26 protein-coding genes and 1 other annotated feature are annotated in these 25,262 nt (G+C 44.5%); of the genes, 18 read left to right on the top strand and 8 right to left on the bottom strand.

Going from position 1 to position 25,262, the window contains the following annotated elements; translation table 11 throughout:
• Window positions 1-160: 160 nt before the first annotated feature.
• The 3 genes from G9F50_RS12595 to G9F50_RS12585 all read left to right on the top strand — a co-directional run bounded on the left by G9F50_RS12595 (window position 161) and on the right by G9F50_RS12585 (window position 3,209).
• Complete coding sequence (locus G9F50_RS12595) at window positions 161-913, top strand: class I SAM-dependent methyltransferase (RefSeq protein WP_044053099.1); 753 nt, start codon at window positions 161-163, stop codon at window positions 911-913.
• Between the two features lie 192 nt (window positions 914-1,105).
• Window positions 1,106-2,398: an MFS transporter gene (locus G9F50_RS12590; RefSeq protein WP_043021303.1), complete on the top strand. Its 1,293-nt coding sequence runs from the start codon at window positions 1,106-1,108 to the stop codon at window positions 2,396-2,398.
• Window positions 2,399-2,456: 58 nt separating this feature from the next.
• Window positions 2,457-3,209 carry a YjbA family protein gene (locus tag G9F50_RS12585; protein ID WP_007409116.1) on the top strand — a complete coding sequence of 251 codons (753 nt, stop codon included), beginning with the start codon at window positions 2,457-2,459 and terminating at the stop codon, window positions 3,207-3,209.
• 32 nt (window positions 3,210-3,241) lie between these two features.
• On the opposite strand, the gene trpS is transcribed toward G9F50_RS12585, so the two are convergent.
• Window positions 3,242-4,234 (bottom strand): tryptophan--tRNA ligase, encoded by a 993-nt coding sequence (trpS, locus tag G9F50_RS12580; RefSeq protein WP_014304785.1) that lies wholly within the window; start codon window positions 4,232-4,234, stop codon window positions 3,242-3,244.
• Between the two features lie 55 nt (window positions 4,235-4,289).
• Window positions 4,290-4,501: a binding site (T-box leader), on the bottom strand.
• A gap of 476 nt (window positions 4,502-4,977) precedes the next feature.
• Here trpS and G9F50_RS12575 point away from each other — a divergent pair.
• The 8 genes from G9F50_RS12575 to spx all read left to right on the top strand — a co-directional run bounded on the left by G9F50_RS12575 (window position 4,978) and on the right by spx (window position 13,138).
• On the top strand, window positions 4,978-6,612 hold the full coding sequence (locus tag G9F50_RS12575; RefSeq protein ID WP_025284554.1) for a peptide ABC transporter substrate-binding protein: 1,635 nt from the start codon (window positions 4,978-4,980) through the stop codon (window positions 6,610-6,612).
• A gap of 106 nt (window positions 6,613-6,718) precedes the next feature.
• Window positions 6,719-7,654 (top strand): ABC transporter permease, encoded by a 936-nt coding sequence (locus G9F50_RS12570; RefSeq protein WP_003155043.1) that lies wholly within the window; start codon window positions 6,719-6,721, stop codon window positions 7,652-7,654.
• A gap of 3 nt (window positions 7,655-7,657) precedes the next feature.
• Window positions 7,658-8,575, top strand: a complete 918-nt coding sequence (gene oppC, locus G9F50_RS12565; RefSeq protein WP_033574516.1) for an oligopeptide ABC transporter permease OppC — start codon at window positions 7,658-7,660, stop codon at window positions 8,573-8,575.
• A gap of 12 nt (window positions 8,576-8,587) precedes the next feature.
• Window positions 8,588-9,664, top strand: a complete 1,077-nt coding sequence (locus tag G9F50_RS12560; protein ID WP_003155039.1) for an ABC transporter ATP-binding protein — start codon at window positions 8,588-8,590, stop codon at window positions 9,662-9,664.
• Window positions 9,657-10,574, top strand: a complete 918-nt coding sequence (gene oppF, locus G9F50_RS12555) for an oligopeptide ABC transporter ATP-binding protein OppF (RefSeq protein WP_012117283.1) — start codon at window positions 9,657-9,659, stop codon at window positions 10,572-10,574. Before G9F50_RS12560 ends, oppF begins: the two co-directional genes overlap by 8 nt.
• A gap of 106 nt (window positions 10,575-10,680) precedes the next feature.
• Complete coding sequence (locus tag G9F50_RS12550; RefSeq protein WP_079891086.1) at window positions 10,681-11,868, top strand: putative glycoside hydrolase; 1,188 nt, start codon at window positions 10,681-10,683, stop codon at window positions 11,866-11,868.
• 117 nt (window positions 11,869-11,985) lie between these two features.
• Complete coding sequence (locus G9F50_RS12545) at window positions 11,986-12,564, top strand: GNAT family N-acetyltransferase (protein WP_007409110.1); 579 nt, start codon at window positions 11,986-11,988, stop codon at window positions 12,562-12,564.
• A gap of 178 nt (window positions 12,565-12,742) precedes the next feature.
• Window positions 12,743-13,138 (top strand): transcriptional regulator Spx, encoded by a 396-nt coding sequence (gene spx, locus G9F50_RS12540; protein ID WP_003155034.1) that lies wholly within the window; start codon window positions 12,743-12,745, stop codon window positions 13,136-13,138.
• A gap of 56 nt (window positions 13,139-13,194) precedes the next feature.
• Here spx and G9F50_RS12535 read toward each other — a convergent pair whose 3' ends face one another.
• Window positions 13,195-13,851, bottom strand: a complete 657-nt coding sequence (locus tag G9F50_RS12535; protein ID WP_060562158.1) for a TerC family protein — start codon at window positions 13,849-13,851, stop codon at window positions 13,195-13,197.
• Window positions 13,852-14,126: 275 nt separating this feature from the next.
• On the opposite strand from G9F50_RS12535, the gene mecA reads away from it, so the two are divergent.
• From mecA to pepF, 3 genes are all read left to right on the top strand, one after another.
• Window positions 14,127-14,783 carry an adaptor protein MecA gene (mecA, locus tag G9F50_RS12530; protein WP_003155032.1) on the top strand — a complete coding sequence of 219 codons (657 nt, stop codon included), beginning with the start codon at window positions 14,127-14,129 and terminating at the stop codon, window positions 14,781-14,783.
• Between the two features lie 150 nt (window positions 14,784-14,933).
• A complete protein-coding gene (locus tag G9F50_RS12525) occupies window positions 14,934-16,094 on the top strand; it encodes a competence protein CoiA family protein (RefSeq protein ID WP_060562159.1) in 1,161 nt (386 codons plus the stop codon).
• Window positions 16,095-16,321: 227 nt separating this feature from the next.
• Window positions 16,322-18,151, top strand: coding sequence for an oligoendopeptidase F (gene pepF / locus G9F50_RS12520; RefSeq protein ID WP_007409107.1), 1,830 nt, complete (start codon window positions 16,322-16,324; stop codon window positions 18,149-18,151).
• 37 nt (window positions 18,152-18,188) lie between these two features.
• Here pepF and G9F50_RS12515 read toward each other — a convergent pair whose 3' ends face one another.
• From G9F50_RS12515 to G9F50_RS12495, 5 genes are all read right to left on the bottom strand, one after another.
• Window positions 18,189-18,356 (bottom strand): hypothetical protein, encoded by a 168-nt coding sequence (locus G9F50_RS12515; RefSeq protein ID WP_003155026.1) that lies wholly within the window; start codon window positions 18,354-18,356, stop codon window positions 18,189-18,191.
• Window positions 18,357-18,641: 285 nt separating this feature from the next.
• Window positions 18,642-19,544 (bottom strand): protease adaptor protein SpxH, encoded by a 903-nt coding sequence (gene spxH, locus G9F50_RS12510; protein WP_003155024.1) that lies wholly within the window; start codon window positions 19,542-19,544, stop codon window positions 18,642-18,644.
• The gene (locus G9F50_RS12505) at window positions 19,541-19,939 is read right to left on the bottom strand and encodes a globin domain-containing protein (RefSeq protein WP_003155023.1); all 399 of its coding nucleotides are present in this window, start codon (window positions 19,937-19,939) and stop codon (window positions 19,541-19,543) included. Before G9F50_RS12505 ends, spxH begins: the two co-directional genes overlap by 4 nt.
• Window positions 19,940-20,167: 228 nt before the next feature.
• Window positions 20,168-20,854 (bottom strand): lytic transglycosylase domain-containing protein, encoded by a 687-nt coding sequence (locus tag G9F50_RS12500; RefSeq protein ID WP_060562160.1) that lies wholly within the window; start codon window positions 20,852-20,854, stop codon window positions 20,168-20,170.
• Window positions 20,851-21,429, bottom strand: coding sequence for a CYTH domain-containing protein (locus G9F50_RS12495; protein WP_060562161.1), 579 nt, complete (start codon window positions 21,427-21,429; stop codon window positions 20,851-20,853). Before G9F50_RS12495 ends, G9F50_RS12500 begins: the two co-directional genes overlap by 4 nt.
• 124 nt (window positions 21,430-21,553) lie before the next feature.
• Here G9F50_RS12495 and G9F50_RS12490 point away from each other — a divergent pair, with 124 nt between their 5' ends.
• From G9F50_RS12490 to G9F50_RS12475, 4 genes are read left to right on the top strand one after another with little or no spacing between them, the layout of a single operon-like run.
• Window positions 21,554-21,919, top strand: a complete 366-nt coding sequence (locus G9F50_RS12490) for a UPF0738 family protein (protein WP_012117290.1) — start codon at window positions 21,554-21,556, stop codon at window positions 21,917-21,919.
• Window positions 21,920-21,946: 27 nt separating this feature from the next.
• Entirely contained in the window at window positions 21,947-22,582 is a 636-nt protein-coding gene (gene yjbM, locus G9F50_RS12485) for a GTP diphosphokinase (RefSeq protein ID WP_007610625.1), read from the top strand.
• A gap of 17 nt (window positions 22,583-22,599) precedes the next feature.
• Window positions 22,600-23,400, top strand: a complete 801-nt coding sequence (locus G9F50_RS12480) for an NAD kinase (RefSeq protein ID WP_003155018.1) — start codon at window positions 22,600-22,602, stop codon at window positions 23,398-23,400.
• Window positions 23,401-23,414: 14 nt separating this feature from the next.
• Window positions 23,415-24,308: an RluA family pseudouridine synthase gene (locus tag G9F50_RS12475; protein ID WP_060562162.1), complete on the top strand. Its 894-nt coding sequence runs from the start codon at window positions 23,415-23,417 to the stop codon at window positions 24,306-24,308.
• A gap of 33 nt (window positions 24,309-24,341) precedes the next feature.
• Here the strand turns inward: G9F50_RS12475 and prpE are convergent, their stop codons facing one another.
• Window positions 24,342-25,091 (bottom strand): bis(5'-nucleosyl)-tetraphosphatase PrpE, encoded by a 750-nt coding sequence (gene prpE / locus G9F50_RS12470; RefSeq protein ID WP_060562163.1) that lies wholly within the window; start codon window positions 25,089-25,091, stop codon window positions 24,342-24,344.
• Between the last annotated feature and the right edge of the window lie 171 nt (window positions 25,092-25,262).

Here is a 25,262-nt window from a genome sequence, read left to right as displayed (position 1 = left end):
TTTGGACTCTACGTTAAGTGAAAATTATGCTAACTAGAGTCTTCTTTTGAATCAAAATAATCAGAAAAATAAATTTATTCATTGAAATAGACGAAGAACATAGTTATAATATAATTACAAAATAATACATATTTAATATAAAAAGGGAAGAGGGAACAGTTTGATTCATGACTCTAAGAATGCTATTTCAGATGAAGGCACTGAATTTTTTAATTCAGCTTATCAAGAAGTCTATTCAAATTTGCTTGCTAGAGATCTGGATGATGAAATTAACTTCATTAAGAATAGGATTTTAAAGCATTTTGAAAACCCTAAAATCATGGATTTTTGCTGCGGTCATGGAAGACATTTACTAAAGCTGTGGGAAGAAGGCTACAATATTCACGGATTAGATATTAATGAAAACTTCCTGAAACATATAAGTGATAAATCTAATGCTCATGTTCCCACTTTTTTAGCGGATGGGAGGTGTTTTGTACCAAAACATAGATATCATGTTGTCTTGAATATGGAAACATCTATTGTATATATGAGCGATAAAGAAAACAAAAAGATGCTGGAAACAATGTATTTATGCTTAGAAACTGGTGGTAAATTATTGTTGCATCTTGCAAATAGAGAGTATTTAATTAAACATTTTAACCCTATCATTTGGTTTGGTAATGATGAATCAGGTTATGCATTAGAGAAAAGAAGTCTTGATTTATTAAATGGCACACTGAAAATAAACCAAACAAGATTGATCAATAATAAAACAAGTCATCATGTTATAACAATGAGGTTATATACTGTTACTGAAATAAAAAACGCATTAGAACAAACGGGTTTTAACATTGAACATATTTACGGGGATTTTAATGGAAGTGAGTATACTATTGAATCTCCTAGTATATTGGTTATCTGTTCTAAGTGAAAACTTGAAAGGGGGTGAAAAAGTTGAAGAGAGGAATAAAAATTATTATTGAAGATTAATAATTTATGATTGCACAGAAAATGCGTGTTATTTTAATAGCACGCATTTTTCATGGGTAGAATAAGATCCCATATACTTAGACAGTGGGTGAATAATATATTTTAGAAAAAAAAGACGGAAAGGGTCAAATGAATGGTTCCTCTTTTTAAAAACACATCATTTATTACTTTTTGTCTGGCCCAGCTTCTGTCACGTTTCGGGGACGGGCTGACAACCATTGCAATTTTATATATCATCGGTACGGCTTCGCAAGACCCTTTGCTAATTGGATTTGTGCTTTTTTGTCAATACTCTCCGATGATTTTATTCGGCTTATTTGCTGGATCAATTGCAGATCGATTTAAAAAACATTTTGTTATGATTGGCGCTGATTTATATCGTGCCGTTATTTTAATTCTTATGGTTTTTACAGTACAGTATCCTTACGCACTGATCGTTTTGGTCTTTTTATCAGGGGTAGGCAGTGCTTTATTTTACCCTGCACGTTCATCTTTTGTACCGATTGTAGCAGGTGAGAAATATATTTCTGAAGCCATGGCTGTGTCACAAAGCATATATTCTATTATGCAGATTGCAGGACCGGGTTTTGCGGGAATCTTGTTGATGTTTTTATCACCATCATATCTCTTAGTCATAGACGCCGCTACCTATTTCTTTTCAGCTTTGTTCATCTCAGTAACAGTAGTGACATTAAAAAAACAGCAGTTAGCGAACACTGAGAATCCATCAGTTATAAAACCTATGAGCAGTTCCATTAAAGAAGGTGTTCAAGTCATTCTTAAAACTGCTCCGCTTTCCTTTTTAATCCTGCTATTGGCGCAAGTAATGTTTGCGGCTGGAATTTTCAATACGACTTCTAATTCATTGCTGCTACATATATTTCAAGTGCCTGGTTTTCATTTTGGAATGATTGAAGCAGTTGCTGGAATCGGTGCAGTCATAGGTGCAATGATGGGCCCTTTGCTTTTAAGATATTTGAAGCCTGGTTATTTGCTTTTAGTCACCACAGTTTTGATGGGAATATGGATGCTCACGGTGATTCCTTTAGAACGTGCAGAAGAATGGGCCGGTTTACTTCCGGTTTACCTATGGGTATTGGGAATAGGGTTGATGAACGCTTTTCTAAATGTACCAATAAGCAGTCTATTTCTAGGATTAACGCCTTCCGAATATAGAGGCCGTGCTATGGCAATGTTGCAGATGTCTTCAAATTTTGGTCTTGTAATGGGGATTCTAATTGCTGGTCTGCTATCAAAGTATTTTGGTGTCGTCCTCATCACAGCACTGTCGGGCGGATTGTTGGTGCTTGTTTCACTGTTTACTATTAAAATGAAAGGATACAAAGCCTTATTATCAATTGAAAAAAAGCCCAGCAATATGGCTCAATTGAGGACAAAGCGGAAATCTCATATTAAAATGGAATAATTTATCTACCCCTTGCCTATACTGTGGACAACAGTTTTTGTAAAGTGAGGGGTCGAATATGTTATTTCTTCATGATGTATGGGTCAATTGGTTTGAAGGGGAAGAAAACGGCTACAATGTATGCCATTTTCACGAATGGCGGAAGGAAGACACGGTTGAGCTTTTGGATCAGACGCCGCTGCTCAGAGTGCCGTCGGTATTATTTCATTACATAGAAAACGACTTATCAGAGCTTCCGAAAGAGCTGCTTGACCAAGTCCACCAAAAGTCATACGTGCGAAAAAATCATGAGCGGACAAAGCTGGAGTATTGTTTTGTCGTGACAGACGGGATCGGCATCATTGCCGTGGATACGATCGGGTATACGATTCCGGTCAGAAAGAGCCGCCTGATTCCGAGACAGGAGCAGCTTGTTTATGAAATGGTAAAGGATGTAGAACCGGAATCGTTTCAATTTGAGCCGGCGCAATTGGAGTCTTCAAAGGAATATCACATTTTGTCATTGGCGCCGGAGCACGTCAGAGGGCTGACGAGAAAAGAGCGGCAGATCAAGCAGCTGATGTTTATGGCGCTCGACCAGCTGAAAGGGCTGAAAAACCGTGCGGAAATTGTGTATTGGTACACGGAATGGAATCCGCATATGTACGAGCAGATCAAACGGATGAGCTTTGAAGAGATTTGGGACATGCTTTACAATGAAACAATTGAAGGCTGGTCAGATAAACATCTTGCGTTCTGTGAAAATTTGATTAAAGGGCAGCCGTTTTTCGAAAAGCTCTGGGAAATGGAGCAGGAATCAAAAGTGAACTAAAAAAGAGGCGGGGATTCTCCCGCCTCTTTTCTTTATCTTCTTTTCCGTCCGAGACCCATGGCGTTTTCCATTTTCTTCACCATTTTGCCGGCCGTTTTGTTTGCGCGCGCCGCTCCTTCGTCGAGAATGCGGTCAAGTTCGTCGCTCTCAATTAATTCACGGTAGCGCTCTTGGATCGGTGTCAATGCGCCGATAACGACTTCGGCTAAATCGCTTTTGAATTCACCGTACCCTTTGCCTTCATATTTAGCTTCTAATTCTTCAATTGATGTGTTTCCTAAAATAGAATAGATCGTCAAAAGATTAGAAACGCCCGGTTTGTTTTCTTTATCATACTTTACAATGCCTTCAGAATCAGTCACGGCGCTCTTGATTTTCTTCTCGAGCTGCTTCGGCTCATCAAGCAGCGTGATGAATGCCTTTTGGTTCGGATCTGATTTGCTCATTTTTTTGAGCGGATCAGCCAGTGACATGATGCGCGCGCCTGATTCAGGAATTTTCACCTCAGGAATCGTGAAGATGTCATTGTATTTTTTATTGAAGCGTTCCGCCAGGTTGCGGGTCAGTTCAAGATGCTGTTTTTGATCTTCTCCGACCGGAACAAGATCCGTTCCGTACAGTAAAATATCGCCGGCCATCAGCGGCGGATAGGTTAACAGTCCTGACACGACGGCTTCTTTGCCCTTTGACTTATCTTTAAATTGCGTCATCCGCTCAAGCTCGCCGATATATGCGACGCATTGGAGCATCCACCCCGCCTGGGCATGAGCGGGAACCTCCGACTGGATAAAGAGGGTCGCTTTCTCGGGATCAAGTCCGACGGCCAGGTAAAGAGCCGCGAGATTGCGGATGTTCTTCCGCAGCTCAAGCCGATCCTGCGGAACCGTAATCGCATGCTGATCGACAATACAGAAGTAGCCGTTGTAGTCATGCTGCAAATCGACAAATTGCTTCATTGCGCCGATGTAGTTGCCGAGAGTAACGGAACCGCTCGGCTGAATGCCAGAAAAAATCGTTTTCTTCATAGTTCTTACCTCATTTCTTAAAACATAATAAAAAAAGCCCATTCTTCCCGTAGAAAAAAGGGACGAATGAACCGTGGTGCCACCCTGATTATTCCATTACAATGGAATCGCTCGAGACGTTGGTAACGGAGGCTGCTCCGGCTGGGCCTACTAACGTTCGGTCAGCTGCTCAGAAGTCCATTCCACATCGCCCGTTACCTGCTCCCAGCACCGCAGACTCTCTTTAAACGGGTGAAAATGTGTACTACTCTTCATCATCGCAATCACAACAAATGTATTTGATTGATCTATTATAAATCAATTATAGCCAAATGTCATCAGAGGAATACAAGCTTATTTCCAGTTTGCTTAAGGGCTGGAAATCCTCAAAAAGAACTGAAAATGCTTAAATGATAACGCATATCAACATTTCGTATAACGAATATTATATGTAAAAAGCAATATGAACTGGAAATTACGATAAAAAAATTTAGTTAGGTCATGCTTTAAACTATAGAAGTGTATCACCTTTTTGACAGAAAAACTGACCAAATTTAAATATTTTAAATTGAGAAAATAGTATTGCAATAAATTATTCATTTCATTATAATGAACTTGTTCACTCTATTGTTACAGCTTCTTTACATAAAATAATCAGAAAAGACGGAACACAATTAAAGTTTAGAAAAATATTAAGTTATTTTGTCTGATATTTCTGAGTATTTAGTAGTAAAGGCTGAAAAATTTGATTAGGGGGTTAGTGCATGAAAAAGCGTTGGTCTATTGTAGGTTTGATGCTTATCTTCTCGCTTGTATTAAGTGCGTGCGGCGGATTCAGCGGCGGATCAGGCGGCGGTAAAAAAGACACCAAAGGACAGACTTCACTTAATATCAATATTAAAACCGAGCCGTTCTCACTGCATCCGGGTTTAGCGAATGATTCCGTTTCAGGAGGCGTAATCCGCCAGACTTTTGAAGGATTGACACGCGTAAACTCCAAAGGTGAGCCTGAAGAAGGAATGGCATCTAAAATTGAAACAAGCAAAGACGGAAAGACCTATACATTTACGATTCGTGACGGTGCGAAATGGTCTAACGGCGACCCTGTGACGGCGCAGGATTTTGAATATGCGTGGAAATGGGCGCTTGACCCGAACAACGAATCACAATACGCTTATCAGCTCTACTACATTAAAGGCGCTGAAGCTGCCAATACAGGAAAAGGCAAGATTGATGATGTAGGCGTAAAAGCCGTAAATGACAAAACATTAAAGGTTGAACTGAATAACCCGACACCTTATTTCACGCAATTAACTTCATTCTATACGTATATGCCGATCAACAAGAAAATCGCGGAAAAACATAAAAACTGGAACACAAACGCGGGCGAAAATTATGTGTCAAACGGCCCGTTCAAAATGACGGCCTGGAAACACAGCGGTTCCATCACGCTCGAAAAGAACGATCAATATTGGGATAAAGACGCTGTGAAATTGAAGAAAATCAACATGGTGATGATTAACAATAACAACACCGAACTGAAAAAATTCCAGGCCGGTGAGCTTGACTGGGCAGGAATGCCGCTCGGCCAGCTTCCGACTGAATCTCTGCCGACATTGAAAAAAGACGGATCTCTTCACGTTGAACCGATCGCAGGCGTGTATTGGTACAAATTCAACACAGAAGAGAAACCGCTGAACAATGTCAACATCCGTAAAGCCCTTGCTTATGCGATCGACCGCTCGTCCATCGTAAAAAATGTAACGCAGGGCGAACAGATCCCGGCCATGGCTGCGGTGCCGCCGTCAATGAAGGGATTCAAGGATAACACAAAAGGTTATTTCAAAGACAATGACGTCAAATCAGCTAAAGAATTCTTAAATAAAGGACTGAAGGAATTAGGCGTCAAGAATGCCTCTGACCTTCCGGCGATCAAACTGTCCTACAATACGGATGACGCGCATGCGAAAATTGCGCAGGCCGTACAGGAAATGTGGAAAAAGAACTTGGGCGTCAAAGTTGAGCTTGATAACTCCGAATGGAATGTTTACATCGACAAGCTGCACAGCCAGAACTACCAAATCGGGCGTATGGGCTGGCTCGGCGATTTCAACGATCCGATCAACTTCCTAGAATTGTTCCGTGATAAAGAAGGCGGAAACAATGATACCGGATGGGAAGATCCTGAGTTTAAAAAGCTGCTGAACCAATCTCAGCTTGAAACGGATCCGGATAAACGTATCGAAGAGCTGAAAAAAGCAGAAAAGATCTTTATTGACGCAATGCCGGTCGCGCCAGTTTATTTCTATACGGATCCTTGGGTGCAGGATAAAAACCTCAAAAATGTGATCTTGACAGGAACAGGCGAAGTTTACTTCAGAAATGCTTCTTTTGAATAAAAGACGGTTCTGAAAACAAAAGACCCAAGGTATATGGGGAGGATGTCCCCATATACCTTTCTTACTGATTAAGTATAAAATTGTAAAAAACATGGAGGTGTTCACCTTGCTGAAATATATCGGTAAACGATTCATTTACATGATCATCACGCTGTTTGTGATTGTGACCGCCACATTCTTCTTAATGCAGGCAGCGCCGGGCGGACCATTTTCCGGCGAAAGAAAGCTGCCGCCTGAAATTGAGGCAAACTTAAACGAACACTATGGCCTGGACAAGCCTCTTTTCGTTCAATATGTCAGTTACTTAAAATCTGTGGCGATGTGGGACTTCGGACCTTCTTTTAAATATAAAGGCCAAAGTGTTAATGATTTAATCAATTCAGGCTTCCCCGTCTCATTCACTCTCGGTGCAGAAGCTATTCTCCTCGCTTTAGCGTTCGGTGTGCTTTTCGGGGTGCTTGCTGCCCTGTACCATAATAAATGGCAGGATTATACCATTGCGATTTTAACGATCTTTGGGATCTCAGTTCCGAGCTTTATATTGGCGACGATTTTGCAATATATTTTCTCAATTAAATTAGAACTGTTCCCGGTCGCAGGGTGGGAATCCTGGGCATACACCTTTCTGCCCTCTATTGCGCTCGCTTCCATGCCGATGGCGTTCATTGCCAGACTCTCCCGTTCAAGCATGATTGAAGTGTTAAACAGCGATTACATACGGACTGCAAAAGCTAAAGGACTTTCCCGTCCGTCAGTCACCGTGCGCCATGCGCTTCGAAACGCGCTTTTGCCGGTCGTGACATATATGGGGCCGATGGCGGCATCCATTTTAACGGGAAGTTTCATCATTGAATCCATTTTCGGAATTCCCGGTTTAGGCGCGCATTTTGTAAACAGCATTACAAACCGTGATTATACGGTCATTATGGGAGTTACCGTGTTCTTCAGCGTGCTGCTGCTTTTATGCGTATTAATTGTAGACGTGCTGTACGGATTAATCGATCCGAGAATCAAGCTTTCCAAAGCAAAGAAAGGAGCCTAGACCATGCAGAACATTCCTGAAAATATGTTTGAACCAGCTTCAGCTAATGCCGGCGATGCCGAAAAAATAAATAAAAAAAGCCTTTCCCTCTGGAAAGACGCCATGCTCCGCTTCCGCAGCAATAAGCTTGCGATGGTCGGGTTCGTACTGATCGTTCTTATTATTCTGATGGCGATTTTTGCGCCTGTCTTTTCAAGGTATGATTATGCCACTACCAATCTATTAAATGCGGATAAAGCGCCGTCGAAAGATCATTGGTTCGGCACGGATGACCTTGGAAGGGATATATTCGTCCGGACATGGGTGGGCGCTAGGATTTCCATCTTTATCGGTGTCGCAGCTGCCGTGCTTGATTTATTAATCGGCGTAATCTGGGGCAGCATTTCCGGATTCCGCGGCGGACGCACAGATGAAGTGATGATGCGCATCGCCGACATTCTGTGGGCTGTTCCTTCATTATTAATGGTTATTTTGCTGATGGTTGTTCTGCCGAAAGGATTGCTGACCATTATCGTCGCCATGACGATCACGGGCTGGATCAATATGGCGAGGATCGTCCGCGGACAGGTGCTGCAATTAAAGAATCAGGAGTATGTGCTTGCTTCACAGACACTCGGCGCCAAAACCGGCCGGCTTTTGTTTAAGCATATCGTCCCGAACGCGATGGGCTCTATCCTCGTAACGATGACACTGACGGTTCCGACTGCGATTTTTACAGAAGCGTTTTTAAGTTATTTGGGCCTCGGCGTACCTGCGCCGCTTGCGAGCTGGGGAACGATGGCCTCAGACGGATTGCCTGCATTAACCTATTACCCTTGGCGTCTGTTCTTCCCTGCCGGCTTTATCTGCCTGGCGATGTTCGGCTTTAACGTTGTCGGCGACGGGTTAAGAGACGCGCTGGATCCTAAGTTACGCAAATAAGGAGTGATATGAGTGACACGTTTGCTAGAAGTAAAAGACTTAGCCATTTCATTTAAAACATACGGCGGAGAGGTACAGGCAATCCGCGGCGTGAATTTCCATTTGAATAAAGGAGAGACGCTTGCGATCGTGGGGGAGTCAGGTTCCGGAAAAAGTGTGACCTCCCAAGCGATTATGAAGCTGATCCCGATGCCGCCGGGCTACTTTAAAAGAGGACAGATTCTTTTTGACGGACGCGATATCGTGCCGATGTCTGAAAAAGAAATGCAGGCCATCAGGGGAAAGGACATCGGAATGATTTTCCAAGATCCGATGACCTCTCTGAACCCGACGATGAGAGTCGGCAAACAAATTACGGAAGTGCTTTTCAAACATGAAAAAATCTCAAGTGAAGCGGCGAAAAAGCGCGCCATAGAGCTGCTTGATCTCGTCGGGATTCCGATGCCCGAAAAACGGATCGGCCAATTCCCTCATGAATTTTCAGGCGGGATGAGACAGCGTGTCGTCATCGCGATGGCGCTTGCGGCAAATCCGAAACTGTTAATTGCCGATGAACCGACAACAGCGCTTGATGTAACGATTCAGGCACAGATCCTTGAGCTGATGAAAGATCTGCAAAAGAAAATTGATACGTCTATCATTTTTATCACGCATGATCTCGGCGTTGTCGCCAATGTCGCCGACCGGGTCGCTGTCATGTACGCGGGTCAGGTCGTCGAATCGGGCACGGTGGATGAAATCTTTTATGATCCGCGCCATCCGTATACGTGGGGGCTGCTTGCCTCAATGCCTAGCCTGGACAGCACCGATCAGGAAAAACTGACGGCTATCCCGGGCACGCCGCCTGATCTGACGAATCCTCCGAAAGGGGATGCATTTGCGCTCCGCAGCTCATATGCGATGAAAATTGACTTTGAACAGGAGCCGCCGATGTATAAAGTGTCTGACACGCATTTCGTGAAATCGTGGCTTCTGCATCCTGATGCGCCTAAGGTCGAGCCCCCTGAAGCGGTGAAGGCTAAAATCCGTCAGCTTCCGAATACGTATCAGCATCCTGTTTTAATGAAGGAAGGTGAAAAAAATGACTGAGAAACTTCTCGAAATTAAACACTTAAAACAGCATTTTTTCACGCAGAAAGGAACGGTAAAAGCCGTAGATGATTTGTCATTTGATATTTATAAAGGCGAAACGCTCGGCCTTGTCGGAGAATCGGGCTGCGGTAAATCAACGACGGGCCGCAGTATTATCCGGCTGTATGAGGCAACCGGCGGGGAAGTTCTCTTTAACGGGGAAAATGTCCACGGGAAAAAATCCCGCAAGAAGCTGCTGGAGTTTAACCGGAAAATGCAGATGATTTTCCAGGATCCGTACGCATCTTTAAATCCGAGAATGACAGTCGCCGACATTATTGCCGAGGGAATAGATATTCACCGCCTGGCAAAAACGAAAAAAGAGCGGATGCAGCGGGTTCACGAACTGCTGGAAACGGTCGGTTTAAATAAAGAGCACGCCAACCGCTACCCGCATGAATTTTCGGGCGGACAGCGCCAGCGTATCGGAATCGCCAGAGCGCTGGCGGTTGATCCGGAGTTTATCATCGCGGACGAACCGATTTCGGCGCTTGATGTCTCCATTCAGGCGCAAGTCGTCAATTTAATGAAAGAATTGCAGAAAGAAAAAGGGCTCACTTACCTGTTTATCGCCCATGATTTATCAATGGTCAAATACATCAGCGACCGCATCGGCGTCATGTATTTCGGAAAATTGGTGGAGCTTGCGCCGGCGGATGAGCTTTACGAAAACCCGCTTCACCCATACACGAAATCATTGCTGTCCGCTATCCCGCTCCCTGATCCGGACTATGAAAGAAATCGCACGCGAAAGAAATACGATCCGTCCATTCATCAGCTGCAAGACGGAGAAAAGATGGAATTCAGAGAAGTGAAACCGGGACACTTTGTTATGTGCACTGAAGATGAATTTAAAACCTACCTATAAACGTATCATCCTCCAAGACTCAGTCTTGGAGGATTTTTTTGCGCACATTCAAGTTTATTAAGCCTGCTCCCGTTTTTCTATAATGGAAAAAAAGGGGGAGATCAGTATGAAAACCATTTTGTGCGCCATTTGTGCGGGACTGTTTATCAGTGCAGCCGCTTATCCGGCCCACGCCGCTGCGAAAGAGGAGCAGCCGCTTGTAAAAATAGCGCTGGCCGAAAAAGAACTGCCGAAATCAAATGCACGGTTCGCTTATCCGTCAGGGCTGCATTTTACACATCCTGATAAGGTGCGGGGCATTTACGTCACAGGGCATTCAGCGGGAGGAAGCAAATTCGGAGAGCTGACAGACTTTGTAGACAAAACGGAGCTCAATACAATGGTGATTGATGTCAAGGACGACAACGGAAACCTCACCTTTAAGCCGGACGGCCATTCTGAGTATGCCAAAATCGCCAAGCCGTACATCAAAGACCCAAAAAAGATGATGAAAAAGCTGGAGGAAAAAAAGATCTATCCGATCGCGCGTATTGTCGTATTTAAAGACAGCGAACTCGCGAACAAAAAGCCGGAGTGGTCTTTTAAAGAGAAAAACGGAAGTGTCTGGAAAAACGGCCGCGGCGAATCGTTCGTCAATCCGTTTATGAAAGAAGTATGGGATTACAATGTAAAGATTGCAAAACAAGCCGTAAAGATGGGTTTTCAAGAAATTCAGTTTGATTATGTCCGTTTTCCTGAAGGATTTGAAAAACGTGATGACGAACTGACATACGGTCACGGCGATTACGGAAAAACAGCAGACAGCAATGTGCAAAAACGCGTTCACGCCGTCACCGATTTTGTCGGTTATGCGAAGAAAAAACTCAAGCCGTACGGCGCGGATGTGTCGGTTGATATTTTCGGCTATTCAGCCACGCTGCCGGAAGCGCCTGGGATCGGCCAGAATTTCAGCAAAATTTCAGAACAGGTCGATGTCATTTCATCCATGATTTATCCGAGCCATTGGACAAGCTATTTCGGCATTGATAAACCGGATCTTGAGCCTTACAAAGTCGTCAAAGAATACGCGAAGGTGGAAAATAAAAAACTGTCTAAGCTGAAACACCCGCCTGTATCGCGTCCGTGGCTTCAGGACTTCACGGCATCATATCTCGGCAGCGGAAATTATCAAAAGTACGGAAAACGCCAGGTGGAAGACCAGGTTAAAGCGCTGCATGATGAAGGAATTGACGAATTTTTATTGTGGGACGCGGCAAACCGCTATACCAAAAACGTCGATTACACACCATTTTAAAAAAATTGAAACCATGTTAAAGGATCACACGTCTTAATAGATGTAAGATTGTTTAAACAATCGGAAATGGGGTATATCTAAAAGTGTGAAGACAACGAACCCATAAGGAGCAAATGAATGAACTGGTACGAAAAGCTGAGTGAATATTTTCCGATTGAAGAAATGAAATCAAAAGCGCATATGGAAGCTCTGTTAAAGGAGCAAAGCGATGTTTATCATAAAGAAGAGGGGCAGTACCACGTGCTGATGTATGCGGAATTTGACTCTTTCATCTTTATTGATTACCTGTTTGTGTCAAAGAAATCCAGAGGACAAGGCCTCGGAAGCAAGCTGATCGGCAGGCTGAAAAAGAAAAACAAGCCGATTCTGCTTGAGGTGGAGCCTGTTGACGAGGATGACACGGATACACAGAAACGCTTGCGTTTTTATCAAAGAGAGCATTTCAAGCACGCGCAGTCAATCGGGTATCGGCGCCGGTCATTGGCTACGAATGAAGTGAACAAAATGGAGATTCTGTACTGGTCACCTAAGACGGAATCAGAAGAAGAAATGTTTGAAGCAATGAAACAGACATATGAAAACATTCACACTTATAAAGATGAAAAATGGTACGGAGAATCATACGAAAAAACGGATGAAGTTCTCAAAGTCATTGATGAGAAAAAACGAAAAAACATTTTCGATCAGCTGAGCTAATTGAGAATGGGGAAACATCCGCCAGCCGTAAATTTGCCGGATTGACACATTTTTTTCTCAGGAGACTGTTCACACTTACTTTTTTATAGTATAATACCTATAAAGATTCCTTTTTTAAAGTCATTTCAATTTGAGAATACAAACATGTTCATCCTACTAATTAGAGGAGTGAAGATTAATGGTTACATTATACACATCACCTAGCTGTACGTCATGCAGAAAAGCAAGAGCTTGGCTTGAAGAGCACGAGATTCCGTTTGTAGAGAGAAACATTTTCTCCGAGCCGTTATCAATTGATGAGATCAAGCAGATTCTGCGTATGACTGAAGACGGTACGGATGAAATTATCTCTACCCGTTCTAAAGTATTCCAGAAACTGAACGTAAATGTTGAATCTATGCCGCTTCAAGACTTATATACTTTGATCAATGAGCATCCGGGACTGCTCCGCCGTCCGATTATCATTGATGAAAAACGTCTGCAAGTCGGCTATAACGAAGATGAAATCAGACGATTCCTGCCAAGAAAAGTGCGTTCTTTCCAATTAAGAGAAGCACAGCGTCTTGCCAACTGATATAAGCTTACGATAAGCATGGAAAAAGCCCAAAACCATCGCGGTTTGGGCTTTTTTTATTTTTCAGTCTGTTGGTAAATCATACTGGCGAGGATAACAAATACGACGGTCAAAATCGGCAGCGTCATTTGTATAATGCCGTGTTCTGCCATGAAAAATGACAGCTTGCTGTCTCTGGCAATCATTTCACCGCCGGTAAATGCGAGAAGGCCGCTCCCGGCGTACATCAATAAAGGCATTTTGTCCATGGCGGCATGAACGAGCTTGCTGCCCCAAATGATAATCGGCACCGAGATGAAGAGACCGATCACTACAAGTGTCAGCTCACCGTGAGAAGCGCCGGCTACTGCGATGACATTGTCAAGCGACATAAAGATATCAGCCATAACGATTGTGCGGATGGCTTTCCAAAGAGAAGAACTGCTTTTCACATGCTGCGCATCTTTCTTCTCAATCAGAAGCTGATAGCCGAGATACAATAAAAATACCCCGCCTGCGCATTGCAAAAAAGGAACATTCAATAAATAGACCGCAGCGCTCGTCAGAACGATTCTCAAGACGACTGCGATAAACGTTCCGAAGATGATCGCTTGCTGTCTTTGTTTATGGGCCAGATTCCGGCTGGCCATCGCGATGACGACGGCATTGTCACCGCCGAGAATAAGGTCAATTCCGATAATGAGCAGAAGGGACAGCAGGTAATCGTGCGGCATGGTAACACCTCGCTTATAGATCGATTGCTTGTACAGCTAATATATGAAGCAGTGCGCTATTTATGAGGGGAACCGGGAGAAAGCCTGTTTTTCGGTGTGAAAATGCTTTTTTATTTCTTTTATAACTGTTTTATCATAAAATAGAAATATAAAGAATTTGCGCTGTCTTCTATAAGGTTAAGATGTGGACGGAATGGGTAAAGTGTAGTAAAGTACTATTCATCGGGAGCTTAGATGTCCCTTCAACATCTTATAAAGAAGGGAAGGTTGGCAAAATGGAAATAGAAAGAATTAATGAGCATACTGTAAAATTTTATATGTCTTATGGTGATATTGAAGATCGCGGTTTTGACAGAGAAGAAATCTGGTACAATCGCGAGCGCAGTGAAGAACTGTTCTGGGAAGTCATGGATGAAGTGCATGATGAAGAGGAATTCGCTGTCGAGGGTCCTCTTTGGATTCAGGTTCAGGCATTGGACAAAGGACTGGAAATAATCGTAACAAAAGCCCAGCTTTCCAAGGACGGACAAAAACTCGAACTGCCGATCCCGGAAGATAAAAAACAAGAGCCGGCAGATGAAAATCTCGATGCTTTACTTGATGATTTCCAGAAAGAAGAGCAGGCCGAGAGCCGGGAAGATAAGGAGCAAAAGCTTCAGTTCACTTTGCGGTTCGATGATTTTGAGGATCTCATCTCGCTATCAAAATTGAATCTTAACGGAATCAAAACGACCCTGTATTCGTTTGAAGACCGATATTATTTATATGCAGATTTTTATGAGCAAACTGATGAAGAGGTTGAAAATCAGCTAAGCATCCTGTTGGAGTACGCGCACGAATCATCAGTCAGCATTCACCGTCTTGAAGAATACGGCAAATTGGTGATCGCTGATCATGCGTTATATACAATAAAAAAACACTTTGCATCATAACAAACCGATTTCTCTCAGCAGAAATCGGTTTTTTTTGTTCTGAATGACAGGATGAACGGCTGAAAACCGTATAACGGCTCTCATCCGCAAACAGGATTATATCTTCTTCCTGCTGAATACAACAAGATTCAGGAAAGGAGAAGATGCAACATGTTCAGTGCTGTGACTGCCGACGGACGGCTCATTCAGCTGGCCGGAAGCTATTCAAAGGAAAAAGCGGCGGAGCTGAGAAAGAAACGCTGGTTCTGCCCCGTTTGCAAAAGTGAGCTTGATATCAAACTGGGACGGGAGAAACTGCCGCACTTCGCTCATAAAAAAAGCAGGCTGTGTCCGGGGGAATCCGAACCTGAAAGCGAATACCATCTGGAAGGAAAAAGGCAGCTTTTTCTCTGGCTAAAGACACAAGGGTGCAGCGTCAGCCTGGAACCGTATCTGACTTCCGCTGGACAGCGGCCTGACTTGACGGCGGAAAGCGGAGAAGAGAGGCTGGCTTTTGAATTTCAATGTGCGAACCTTTCGGCGGACTCTTTAAAGAGCCGGACGGCAGGCCTGAAAAACGCCGGGTACCGGCCGGTCTGGATCATCGGGGCAAAACGGTTAAAACGGATGGCCGCGCAATTTTTCCGGCTTTCTGCTTTTCACTGGCAGTTCTTTGAAGTCCATTCATTTTCCTCTTTAATGTTTTACTGTCCCGATGCCCGCTCCTTTTACAGGCTGCATTCCATCACTCCGTTTTACACCGGCTATTCTTATGCCGGCTTAACCACAATCCCTCTTCACAAAGCAAACCTGAAAGACATTTGTCATCCGGAAGGGCGGCACAGCGTCAGACTTCCCTCGTGGGGACGTGCCGTAGCCGGCTTCCGCAACAAAAGCGGGCGGTTTTTATCTGAAGATGCCGGTCTTATCCGGCGTCTTTTTTACGAAAGACATCAGGTCGCATTTCCATTTCTCCCCTCTGAAGTGTTTATTCCCGTTTCAGCGGGCTTTGTGTTTGCAAGTCCCGTTTTTGTGTGGCAGAGCCATTTATACTTGCGGCTTGCGGAACTTTCTAAAAAAGGCGCGCCGATCCGATTATCCGGCATGGTTCATGATTTGCGGCAAAAAATCAGGCGTAAGGAGATTCGGATGCGGTATGGTTCCCAAAATAGCCTTATCAGAATGGCGGTAAAACAATATGCTGATTTCTTATGTTTGCAGGATTTTTTAAGGGAAATTGAGAATGAAGTATATATGCCCTCATCTCAACGGAAGCTCCCTCAAACGGCAGAAGAGCTGCGCCGGCGGGATCTGCTCTTTTTTGGGGAATGAGAATGCTTCATTTCGTTCACCCTAACGTCAAGGTGGTGGCGAATGTGAGGGGCGTACAAGCTGTTTGTTTTCGTTTTTTCACTGTATTATTGGTATGCTCGGTCTTATATGCCGCATATGATTTGACAAAAGGCAGTGAAAAGCCGGAAGATAATCACAACACAAGTTTTTGGAGAAACAATCGTTTTTTCAATTGGCTTGAAGTAAAGAAAACGAGGGGGATCACCATGACTGAGGAAAATAAAGCAGCACAGCTGCCTGACAGAAGTGAAGTAAAGGCAGAGCATACATGGAGACTAGAGGATATTTTTCCTAGTGATGAGGCCTGGAATAAAGAATTTCAAGCAGTTAAAGAATTAATCCCGAATTTATCTTCTTTTAAAGGCACGCTTGCTCATTCGGCTGATAATTTATACGCGGCGCTTACGGCACAGGATGAAGTGACGAACCGCCTTGGGAAACTTTATGCATACGCGCATATGCGCTCAGACCAGGATACGGGAAATTCTTTCTACCAAGGGCTGAACGACAAAGCCGCAAGCCTGTATTCTCAGGCTGCCAGCGCGACTGCTTACATTGAACCGGAAATTCTGGCGATTCAGGAGGACAAGCTGCACCAGTTTATTCTGGAAAAAGAGGAGCTTAAACTTTACTCCCATGCAATTGAAGAAATTACAAAACAGCGTCCGCACGTGCTGAGCGAACAAGAAGAGGCCCTGCTTGCGGAAGCCTCTGAAGCGCTGTCGTCGCCTTCCAATACATTCAGCGTTTTAAATAACGCCGATATTACGTTTCCGTCGATTAAAGATGAAAACGGCAAGGAAACTCAAATCACACACGGCAACTTTATTAATTTCCTGGAAAGCAGCAATCGTGAAGTCCGCAAAAACGCATTTGAAGCCGTATATAAAACATACGGACAGTATAAAAACACGATGGCGACTACACTCAGCGGCACTGTGAAAAAAGATAATTTTTACGCCCGTGTGAAAAAGTATAAATCAGCACGGGAAGCGGCTTTATCCAATAACAGCATCCCTGAAGAAGTTTACGATAACCTTATTAAAACGATCAATAAACATCTTCCGTTATTACACCGTTACATTGACCTGCGGAAAAAGGTTCTCGGCCTTGATGAAGTCCATATTTATGACCTTTATACACCGCTCGTAAAAGATTCGGGAATGAAGGTCACATATGAGGAAGCGAAAGATTATATGCTCAAAGGACTTGCTCCGCTGGGCGAGGAATACGCGTCTATTTTAAAAGAAGGACTTGAAAACCGCTGGGTCGATATATACGAAAATAAAGGAAAACGCAGCGGTGCTTATTCGTCCGGTACATACGGCACGAATCCGTACATCTTGATGAACTGGCATGACAATGTCAATAATCTGTTTACGCTCGTTCACGAGTTCGGCCATTCCGTGCACAGCTACTATACGAGAAAATATCAGCCGTATCCGTACGGTAACTACAGCATTTTTGTCGCTGAAGTCGCTTCAACGACCAATGAAGCGCTGCTCGGTGAATATATGCTGAACAGCTTAAAGGATGAAAAACAGCGTCTGTACCTGCTCAACCACATGCTTGAAGGATTCAGAGGCACAGTGTTCAGACAGACGATGTTCGCTGAATTTGAGCATCTGATTCATACGAAAGCGCAGGAAGGCGAGCCGCTAACGCCTGAACTGCTGAACGAACTTTATTATGATCTGAATAAAAAGTATTTCGGTGACAACATGGTGATTGATAAAGAAATCAGTCTGGAATGGTCAAGAATTCCGCATTTCTATTACAATTATTATGTGTATCAATATGCGACAGGCTACAGTGCGGCCCAAGCGCTGAGCAGCCAGATCTTAAAAGAAGGCAAGCCTGCGGTGGAGCGCTATACCGAATTCTTAAAAGCGGGAAGCTCGGAATATCCGATCGACATACTGAAAAAAGCGGGAGTCGATATGACATCGCCTGAACCGATCGAGGCGGCCTGCAAAATGTTTGAAGAGAAACTGAACGAAATGGAAGAGCTTCTTTCAAAAGTGAACCCTTCGTAGTTCAAAAAAGCCTGTGCATAAGATGCGCAGGCTTTTTTTAAAACCCTTTAAACGTTTTTCTGTGATTCAGCCGATACAGGGCAAACAATATGGACAGAAACAGCAGGGGAGATGTAATGTAAATCGGCAGCATGTGCATCATGGCCAGCAGGTTTAAAAAGAAGAAAAACACAATCATTCCGATGATCAATACGGTGCGGAGCATTGATTTCCCTCCTTGTTTTTCTTTGATATATTCTATGAAAACAAGCAGTCAGTTATGTTTTGTGACAAAAATATGAACATTAATCTTATGGCTTGTCAAAACTCGACAAGATTTGATATGATAAGGATGTGAAATTGATCACAAACAAACATTACCCCTTTGTTTGACCGTGAAAAATTTCTCCCATCCCCTTTGTTGTCGTTAAGACATATGAAACCGCGCTTATCCCGGCGCGGTTTCTTTATTTGCACAAAAAAAGCCGGCTCCGTAAGGAATCAGCTTTTTTTAATGATCACAACAGGTGACATCCTCCTGGGTGCCGGCCAGAGATTTCCAAAACAGACCGTGCTTTGCTTCCACTCTGGCGACCTTTTTGGCGAATGCCAGTTTTTTCATTTCTTTTTCAACTTCTTCTAGACTCAAATCATAAACGAGTGCGATTTCTTTCGATGCGACAAACCGGAAATATTCAATGAAACATTCCAAAGGCGGCGTTTCAGAAGGTTTTGGTTCATCCCCGAGCATTTCGAATAAGATCTCTTCGTATACGTCATAAGAATAGTTCCCGGGAACCTTCAGCCCTTCATCATCATGCAGGCTGTTAAAGAACGTCAATGTCGGGTTGACGGTGACGTCCATTTCCGCCGCGATTTTCATATCGCACTGAAGCGCTTTTACCGCGCTTTGCGAATGGAGGTCGCGCTTGAATTCTTCAACATCCAATTTCGTCTTTTCGGCAATCTCTAAAAGAACGTCTTCATCCGTAATATTCTGCTTGGAAACAAACAGGCTTTCCTGCATGCTGCGGAGAAACAGAATGCCCGCTTTTCTTCCCTGCAGTTCAGCCGCTTTTAAAGCGAGTGCGGCAAGGTAGGGCGATGAAAGAGGCTGATCCTGCTCAAGCCAAAGGCTACCATCACAGGGCATCCCGGAACGGTTCGCAATTTTTTCCCAAGCTTCGGCAAGAAGGTGTTTTTTCCGCTTTTGCTTATTCAGCGATGTAATGCTCGCGGAAACAATGATCCGCAGCGTAAAAAAACGTCCGTATTTGATTTTTAATTTTTTTATGGCGGGCTCCAGCGACCAGCATTCAGGACATAAAGGGTCGACAAACATGTAAATTTCGAGCGGTTTTTTTGGATGTCCGTGGCAATGGGCGAAGTATTGCTCATGCTGATAATTCGTCAATATGATCGATCCTCCGCTTCTGACTGGTTTACCATATGCCTGGCCGTCAGTTCCAGACGCCCGTACAGAAATTCACGAATATCGCCCTCAAGCCCGACCTGATCCATCGCTTTGCTCATACAGCTTAGCCACGCATCAGCCCTCTCGTCCGTAATCGGAAAGGGGAGATGCCTTGCCCTGAGCATGGGATGTCCGTGCTCTTCAGTATAAAGAGGAGGTCCGCCCAAATACTGGGTTAAAAATTGCTTTTGTTTTCTGGCCGTTTCAGTCAAATCACTTGGAAATATCGGCTTCAGCAAGGGATGAGACGAGACACGCTCATAAAAAGTATCAACAAGTTGCGATAGAAGTTCCTCTCCAATCGCTTCATATGGTGCGTTAAACGATTGTCCCATGTTGACTACTCCTTTATATGGCTAATAGGAATCATAATTCCCATTGCGAATTTATCTTTCAGTTTTACTATCTTCAGTTACTGTATATTTTAGCAATAACATTTTATTTCTACAAACAAAGTGCCTTTCTGTCAGGCGCTTGTATTTCATATCATATCACATCGCCTTCATTCATGTGTAAGATTTCACTCCGCAAAAAAACCAGAGGGCGAAGGAAGCCTCTCTGGTTTACGCGTAATACTGTTTGGTTATGTTTTTGACATATTGCTGTGTTTCCTTAAACGGCGGAATGCCTCCGTACCGATCTACGTTGCCGGGGCCTGCGTTGTAGGCGGCTAACGCCAGAGATACATTTCCGTCGTATTTCGTGAGCATCTGCTTTAGGTACTTTGTGCCGCCCTCAGCGTTCTGGACGGGATCAAGCGGGTTTGACACCCCGAGTGATTCTGCCGTGGAAGGCATGAGCTGCATCAGTCCCATTGCCCCCGCACCGCTGACCGCTTTCGGATTAAAGCCTGATTCCTGTTTAATAACCGCGCGGATCAGCTTTTCGTCCACTCCGTATTTTTCGGCCGCTTTCTGAATGGCGCTGTCTATTGAAAAGTTTCCGGTGCTGATATCAGAAGCCGCATCCGGAGACTTTATGCCCGGGGAAGCGGTCTGTGAAGCAGCCGCGGAGACGGATGAAACGGGAATTCTCGGTGAATATGAAGCGTGAGCGGTCCGCACACCGTTTAAAATTCCTGATTCCGGCTGCTGCCGGACGGCTGTGTCCGTATACTGGCTGAGAAGCGCGCTGAAATTTGCAAGCGGGCTTTCTGAAGATTGTCCGCCTGAAGCCGTGCTTGTATGAGAGATTGATTGCAGCGCCATTGATTGCAGCTGGAGAAGGGCCTCCCAATTCGTGATATTCACTGTGTCATTCCACCTTTTTTTGTTTCTTCATAAAAACGCTGGATTTTATTTTTCGTGATCCGCTCTGGGATGCCGAATTGCTTGAGCAATTGTTCAAACGCCCGTTTTCCTTCATCCCAGTCAGCAGCCTCGAATTCCAATTCAAAGTCTTCTTTCTCTAAATATCGGCTGTGATCTAAAATGATTAAGCCTTTTTCTGATTCTTTTTCCGCGCGTGCGGTCGACAGCGTTCCGAAATAGCAAATGTGTTCTGAGTTGATTCCGAGACCTTCCAGCTGACGTTTGACGGGGCCTTCCGGGATCTTGAAGACGTCAAGATCAGGTGCCGCAAGCTCTTGGTGGGTTTCCAGCAGACCGACCGCGGCAGGCTCTTTTAACGTCAGAACGAACGCGCCGTCTTTTTCTCGGATGCGGAGTGCTGATTTTTTTTGTTTCAGGGAAAAATCTTTCGTGTCGAAATAATGATTGATCTGCTGTTTAAAATCATGTTCTTTCATGCAGAGTGCTTCACTCAGCTTCAGAAATTCTGATTTTGTCAGCAGGTTTTTGAATTCAATTTCTATTTCTTGGGTCATGACAGTCTTCCTTTCAGGACGAAAAATTGTATAATTCCCATTATCTCTTTAGAGGTTACGTTTATCAATATCGACCTTGATATGATAAAATAAATGCTGTACTTTGTTAAAAAAGGAGAACATTATGCAAAAGAGAATTGAAATCCAAAATGCATCATTAACAGAAGACGCGCTCCGCTTGAAGTGCGGAGAGGACTTAAGCGGAGCGGAACGCAAAGCATCAGGTCAAATGCTTGTTGATTCCGATCACTTTGCTTTTGTATACATACTTGAATCAGCTGACTCTTTTGAATATGTCATTATAAAAGAACATATCTGGCCGGATCTGAAAGAAGCCTTAGACCAAAGAAAACCGGCGGTCCTTGAGGCCGGCGGAAAAACGGTTGAACTTTCAGGGCTGCATGAAGAACTCGATTATCTTCTTGAAAATATTAAAGATAATGCAAACTACGGAGATATGGAAGAAAAAGTGAAAAACGTATTTCTTTAGAACAGGTTCGGAATTGGGGGATGTACGATGGATGACAAACAATGGGAGCAATTTCTAGCGCCATACCGCCAGGCTGTTGAAGAATTAAAGGTGAAGCTGAAAGGCGTCAGAACCCTTTATGAGTATGAAGATGACCACTCACCGATTGAGTTTGTGACAGGCCGCGTGAAGCCGGTGGCGAGCATACTTGAAAAAGCGAGACGAAAAAGCATACCGCTTCATCAGATTGAAACGATGCAGGATATCGCGGGGCTGCGTATTATGTGCCAATTCGTCGATGATATCCAGATCGTCAAAAATATGCTGTTTGCCAGAAAAGATTTTACCGTTGTCGATAAGCGGGATTACATAGCAGAGCATAAGGAAAGCGGATATCGGTCTTACCACCTTGTCGTTTTATATCCTTTACAAACAACGTCCGGAGAAAAGCACGTTCTTGTGGAAATACAGATTCGGACGCTCGCCATGAACTTTTGGGCAACCATTGAGCATTCACTGAATTACAAATACAGCGGGAACATTCCCGAAAAAGTAAAGCTGAGGCTGCAGCGGGCCTCAGAAGCCGCATCCCGGCTCGATGAAGAAATGTCAGAAATCCGCGGAGAAATCCAGGAAGCCCAAGCCGCGTTCTCGCGAAAGAAAAAAGCGGGAGACCACCAGTAGGAAAGGAGGGGAATGGCATGAAATTTGCCGTTTCTTCAAAAGGAGACGAGGTTTCAGATACACTGAAAAGCAAAATACAGGCGTATTTACTCGATTTTGATATGACCTTGGATGAAAAAGAGCCGGAAATCGTGATTTCCGTCGGCGGTGACGGAACGCTTCTTTACGCATTTCACAGGTACAGCGACCGTCTCGATAAAACGGCGTTTGTCGGAGTTCACACGGGGCATTTGGGTTTTTATGCCGATTGGGTTCCGCAGGAGATAGAAAAGCTCGTTCTTGCCATTGCCAAAACGCCGTATCATACCGTGGAGTATCCCCTTCTTGAGGTGATTGTCACTTATCATGATGAAGAGCGTGAGGAGCGGTATCTGGCTTTGAACGAATGTACGATCAAAAGCATAGAAGGCAGTCTCGTCGCTGACGTGGAAATTAAAGGCCAGCTGTTTGAAACGTTCAGGGGGGACGGTTTATGTCTGTCCACGCCTTCCGGAAGCACGGCTTATAATAAGGCGTTAGGCGGCGCGATCATCCACCCTTCCATCAGAGCGATTCAGCTTGCGGAAATGGCATCCATCAACAACAGAGTGTTCAGGACTGTCGGCTCGCCGCTTTTGCTTCCCGATCATCATAACTGTGTCATCAAACCGAGAAACGACGTCGACTTTCAAGTCACAATTGATCATTTAACCTTGCTGCATAAGGATGTCAAGTCCATTCTATGCCGTGTGGCAAATGAAAAAGTCAGATTTGCAAGATTCCGTCCTTTTCCGTTTTGGAAAAGGGTGCAGGACTCCTTTATCGGAAAAGGCGAATAGAAAGAGGAAACGGATTGGACAACTTTTTTATCCAAAAGAACATGACTGCCCGGGAAGCCGGCATGACGGTAAAAGAATATACGGCTCTGCTCGGCATTTCAAAGCGGCTTCTCGCTGACATTAAATTCGGCGGGGGAGACCTGCTTGTGAACGGAGAGCATGTAACCGTCCGCGCCGTGTTAGCGGAAGGAGACGTGCTTAAGATTGAATTTCCGAAGGAGCATGTGAGTGAAACGCTTTTGCCTGAGCCGGTTCCGCTTGATATTCTTTATGAAGATGACCATGTGCTTGTGGTCAATAAACAGCCGTATGTCTCCTCAATTCCATCAAGAGAACACCCGTCGGAGAGCATCGCTAACGGAGTGATCAGCCACTACCGAAAAAGCGGTGTGCAATCAACGGTTCATCTTGTCACCCGCCTTGACAGGGATACATCGGGGGCGATGCTCATCGCCAAACATCGGCTTTCCCATTCTCTTTTGTCGGCAGCGCAGAAGAAGGGGCTTATCAGCAGGCGGTATCTCGCTGTCGTACACGGGATCATGCTACAGAAGGAAGGAACGGTGGACGCGCCCATCGGAAGAAAACACGACAGTATTATTGAGCGGATGGTAACGCCGGAGGGACAACGAGCGGTGACGCATTTTCAAACGGAAAAAAAGGGACATGCGTTTACGCTTGCAGCCCTGCGGCTGGAAACGGGGCGGACGCATCAAATCCGGGTGCACATGAGCTACCTCGGCCATCCGTTAGTCGGTGATACACTGTACGGCGGAAAAAATGAGGGAATTGCGCGGCAGGCTCTTCACAGTGAGCGGCTTTCATTCGTACACCCCATGACCGGAGAAACGCTCGTTTTTCACGCTCCGGTGCCTGACGATATGAAAACATTAATTGAACACATGTAAAGCCCGAACCGTTTGCCGGTTTCGGGCTTTTTTTCATGCCTGCCTTCCGTGATCCTCGCGAAATCGTGAAGCATCATAGGGCATTGAGCTTTCCACAGAGACGGTTTCATGCTCCGGAAAGCGAAAGCCTGTCAGTTGATTGCCGAAGACGCATCCTGTATCAATGTTGATTGTACGGTTGACGATCCGTGGGCGTTTTACCGGGGTATGGCCGTAAACAATCCATGCCTTGCCTTCATAAGCGGCGGCCCAGTCTCTTCTGACGGGTCTGCCGTCGGGATACGTTTCACCCGTGATATCGCCGTACAGAACAAATTCTTTTACCTTACGCGAGTATTTACCGATATCGTCAGCTTTTATGCCGGCGTGGGCGACAACGAGATCGCCATTATGAATAATGTCATAAAGCGGCGCTGACTCATATAAGCGGATGAATTGTCTGGAGACTTCCGTTCTGTCGGCGGGAGACAGCTCTTTCAGTTCGGCTGCCGTCGTTTCCAGTCCGTGCATCACTTTTACGGGGTTTCCTTTTAAGTAACGGTACAGTTTGTTGCAATGATTTCCCGGGACATAACGGACGGCTCCTTTTTCATATGCTTTTGCCACAAAACGCATCACTTCTACGGATTTTGGGCCTCTGTCCGTTAAATCCCCCGCAAAGACAAGCGTCCTGCCTTCAGAATGAACGGGCGTTCCGTCTTTGACTTCATATCCGAGCTTTTGCATTAACGCGATCATTTCGTCATAACATCCGTGTATATCGCTGATGATGTCATAAGCCATTCGTGTCAGCCTCCTTATTAACGGTTTTTTATTTATTATGGGGCTAATTCCTATACCTAATTACGCTGTTTTTGCACAAATTAAAAAAAGAATTAAAGAAATAAAGCCTTATCACTTTTTTTTCGCGTTCAGCCTTGTTAGAATATGCGTTATGTTTTTAAAAAAAAGTAA

Source organism: Bacillus sp. EKM206B (genome assembly GCF_011066015.1).
In the GTDB taxonomy this organism is placed as follows: Bacteria; Bacillota; Bacilli; order Bacillales; family Bacillaceae; genus Bacillus; species Bacillus velezensis.
This window is presented reverse-complemented; position numbering and strand designations above follow the sequence as displayed.

Bases quoted from the DNA above. Each gene is read 5' to 3' on its own strand.
- G9F50_RS12590 (WP_043021303.1), top strand. From the start codon at position 1,106: ATGGTTCCTCTTTTTAAAAACACATCATTTATTACTTTTTGTCTGGCC.
- G9F50_RS12585 (WP_007409116.1), top strand. From the start codon at position 2,457: ATGTTATTTCTTCATGATGTATGGGTCAATTGGTTTGAAGGGGAAGAA.
- trpS (WP_014304785.1), bottom strand. From the start codon at position 4,234: ATGAAGAAAACGATTTTTTCTGGCATTCAGCCGAGCGGTTCCGTTACT.
- G9F50_RS12575 (WP_025284554.1), top strand. From the start codon at position 4,978: ATGAAAAAGCGTTGGTCTATTGTAGGTTTGATGCTTATCTTCTCGCTT.
- oppC (WP_033574516.1), top strand. From the start codon at position 7,658: ATGCAGAACATTCCTGAAAATATGTTTGAACCAGCTTCAGCTAATGCC.
- oppF (WP_012117283.1), top strand. From the start codon at position 9,657: ATGACTGAGAAACTTCTCGAAATTAAACACTTAAAACAGCATTTTTTC.
- G9F50_RS12550 (WP_079891086.1), top strand. From the start codon at position 10,681: ATGAAAACCATTTTGTGCGCCATTTGTGCGGGACTGTTTATCAGTGCA.
- G9F50_RS12545 (WP_007409110.1), top strand. From the start codon at position 11,986: ATGAACTGGTACGAAAAGCTGAGTGAATATTTTCCGATTGAAGAAATG.
- spx (WP_003155034.1), top strand. From the start codon at position 12,743: ATGGTTACATTATACACATCACCTAGCTGTACGTCATGCAGAAAAGCA.
- G9F50_RS12535 (WP_060562158.1), bottom strand. From the start codon at position 13,851: ATGCCGCACGATTACCTGCTGTCCCTTCTGCTCATTATCGGAATTGAC.
- mecA (WP_003155032.1), top strand. From the start codon at position 14,127: ATGGAAATAGAAAGAATTAATGAGCATACTGTAAAATTTTATATGTCT.
- G9F50_RS12525 (WP_060562159.1), top strand. From the start codon at position 14,934: ATGTTCAGTGCTGTGACTGCCGACGGACGGCTCATTCAGCTGGCCGGA.
- pepF (WP_007409107.1), top strand. From the start codon at position 16,322: ATGACTGAGGAAAATAAAGCAGCACAGCTGCCTGACAGAAGTGAAGTA.
- G9F50_RS12515 (WP_003155026.1), bottom strand. From the start codon at position 18,356: ATGCTCCGCACCGTATTGATCATCGGAATGATTGTGTTTTTCTTCTTT.
- G9F50_RS12505 (WP_003155023.1), bottom strand. From the start codon at position 19,939: ATGGGACAATCGTTTAACGCACCATATGAAGCGATTGGAGAGGAACTT.
- G9F50_RS12495 (WP_060562161.1), bottom strand. From the start codon at position 21,429: ATGACCCAAGAAATAGAAATTGAATTCAAAAACCTGCTGACAAAATCA.
- G9F50_RS12490 (WP_012117290.1), top strand. From the start codon at position 21,554: ATGCAAAAGAGAATTGAAATCCAAAATGCATCATTAACAGAAGACGCG.
- yjbM (WP_007610625.1), top strand. From the start codon at position 21,947: ATGGATGACAAACAATGGGAGCAATTTCTAGCGCCATACCGCCAGGCT.
- G9F50_RS12480 (WP_003155018.1), top strand. From the start codon at position 22,600: ATGAAATTTGCCGTTTCTTCAAAAGGAGACGAGGTTTCAGATACACTG.
- prpE (WP_060562163.1), bottom strand. From the start codon at position 25,091: ATGGCTTATGACATCATCAGCGATATACACGGATGTTATGACGAAATG.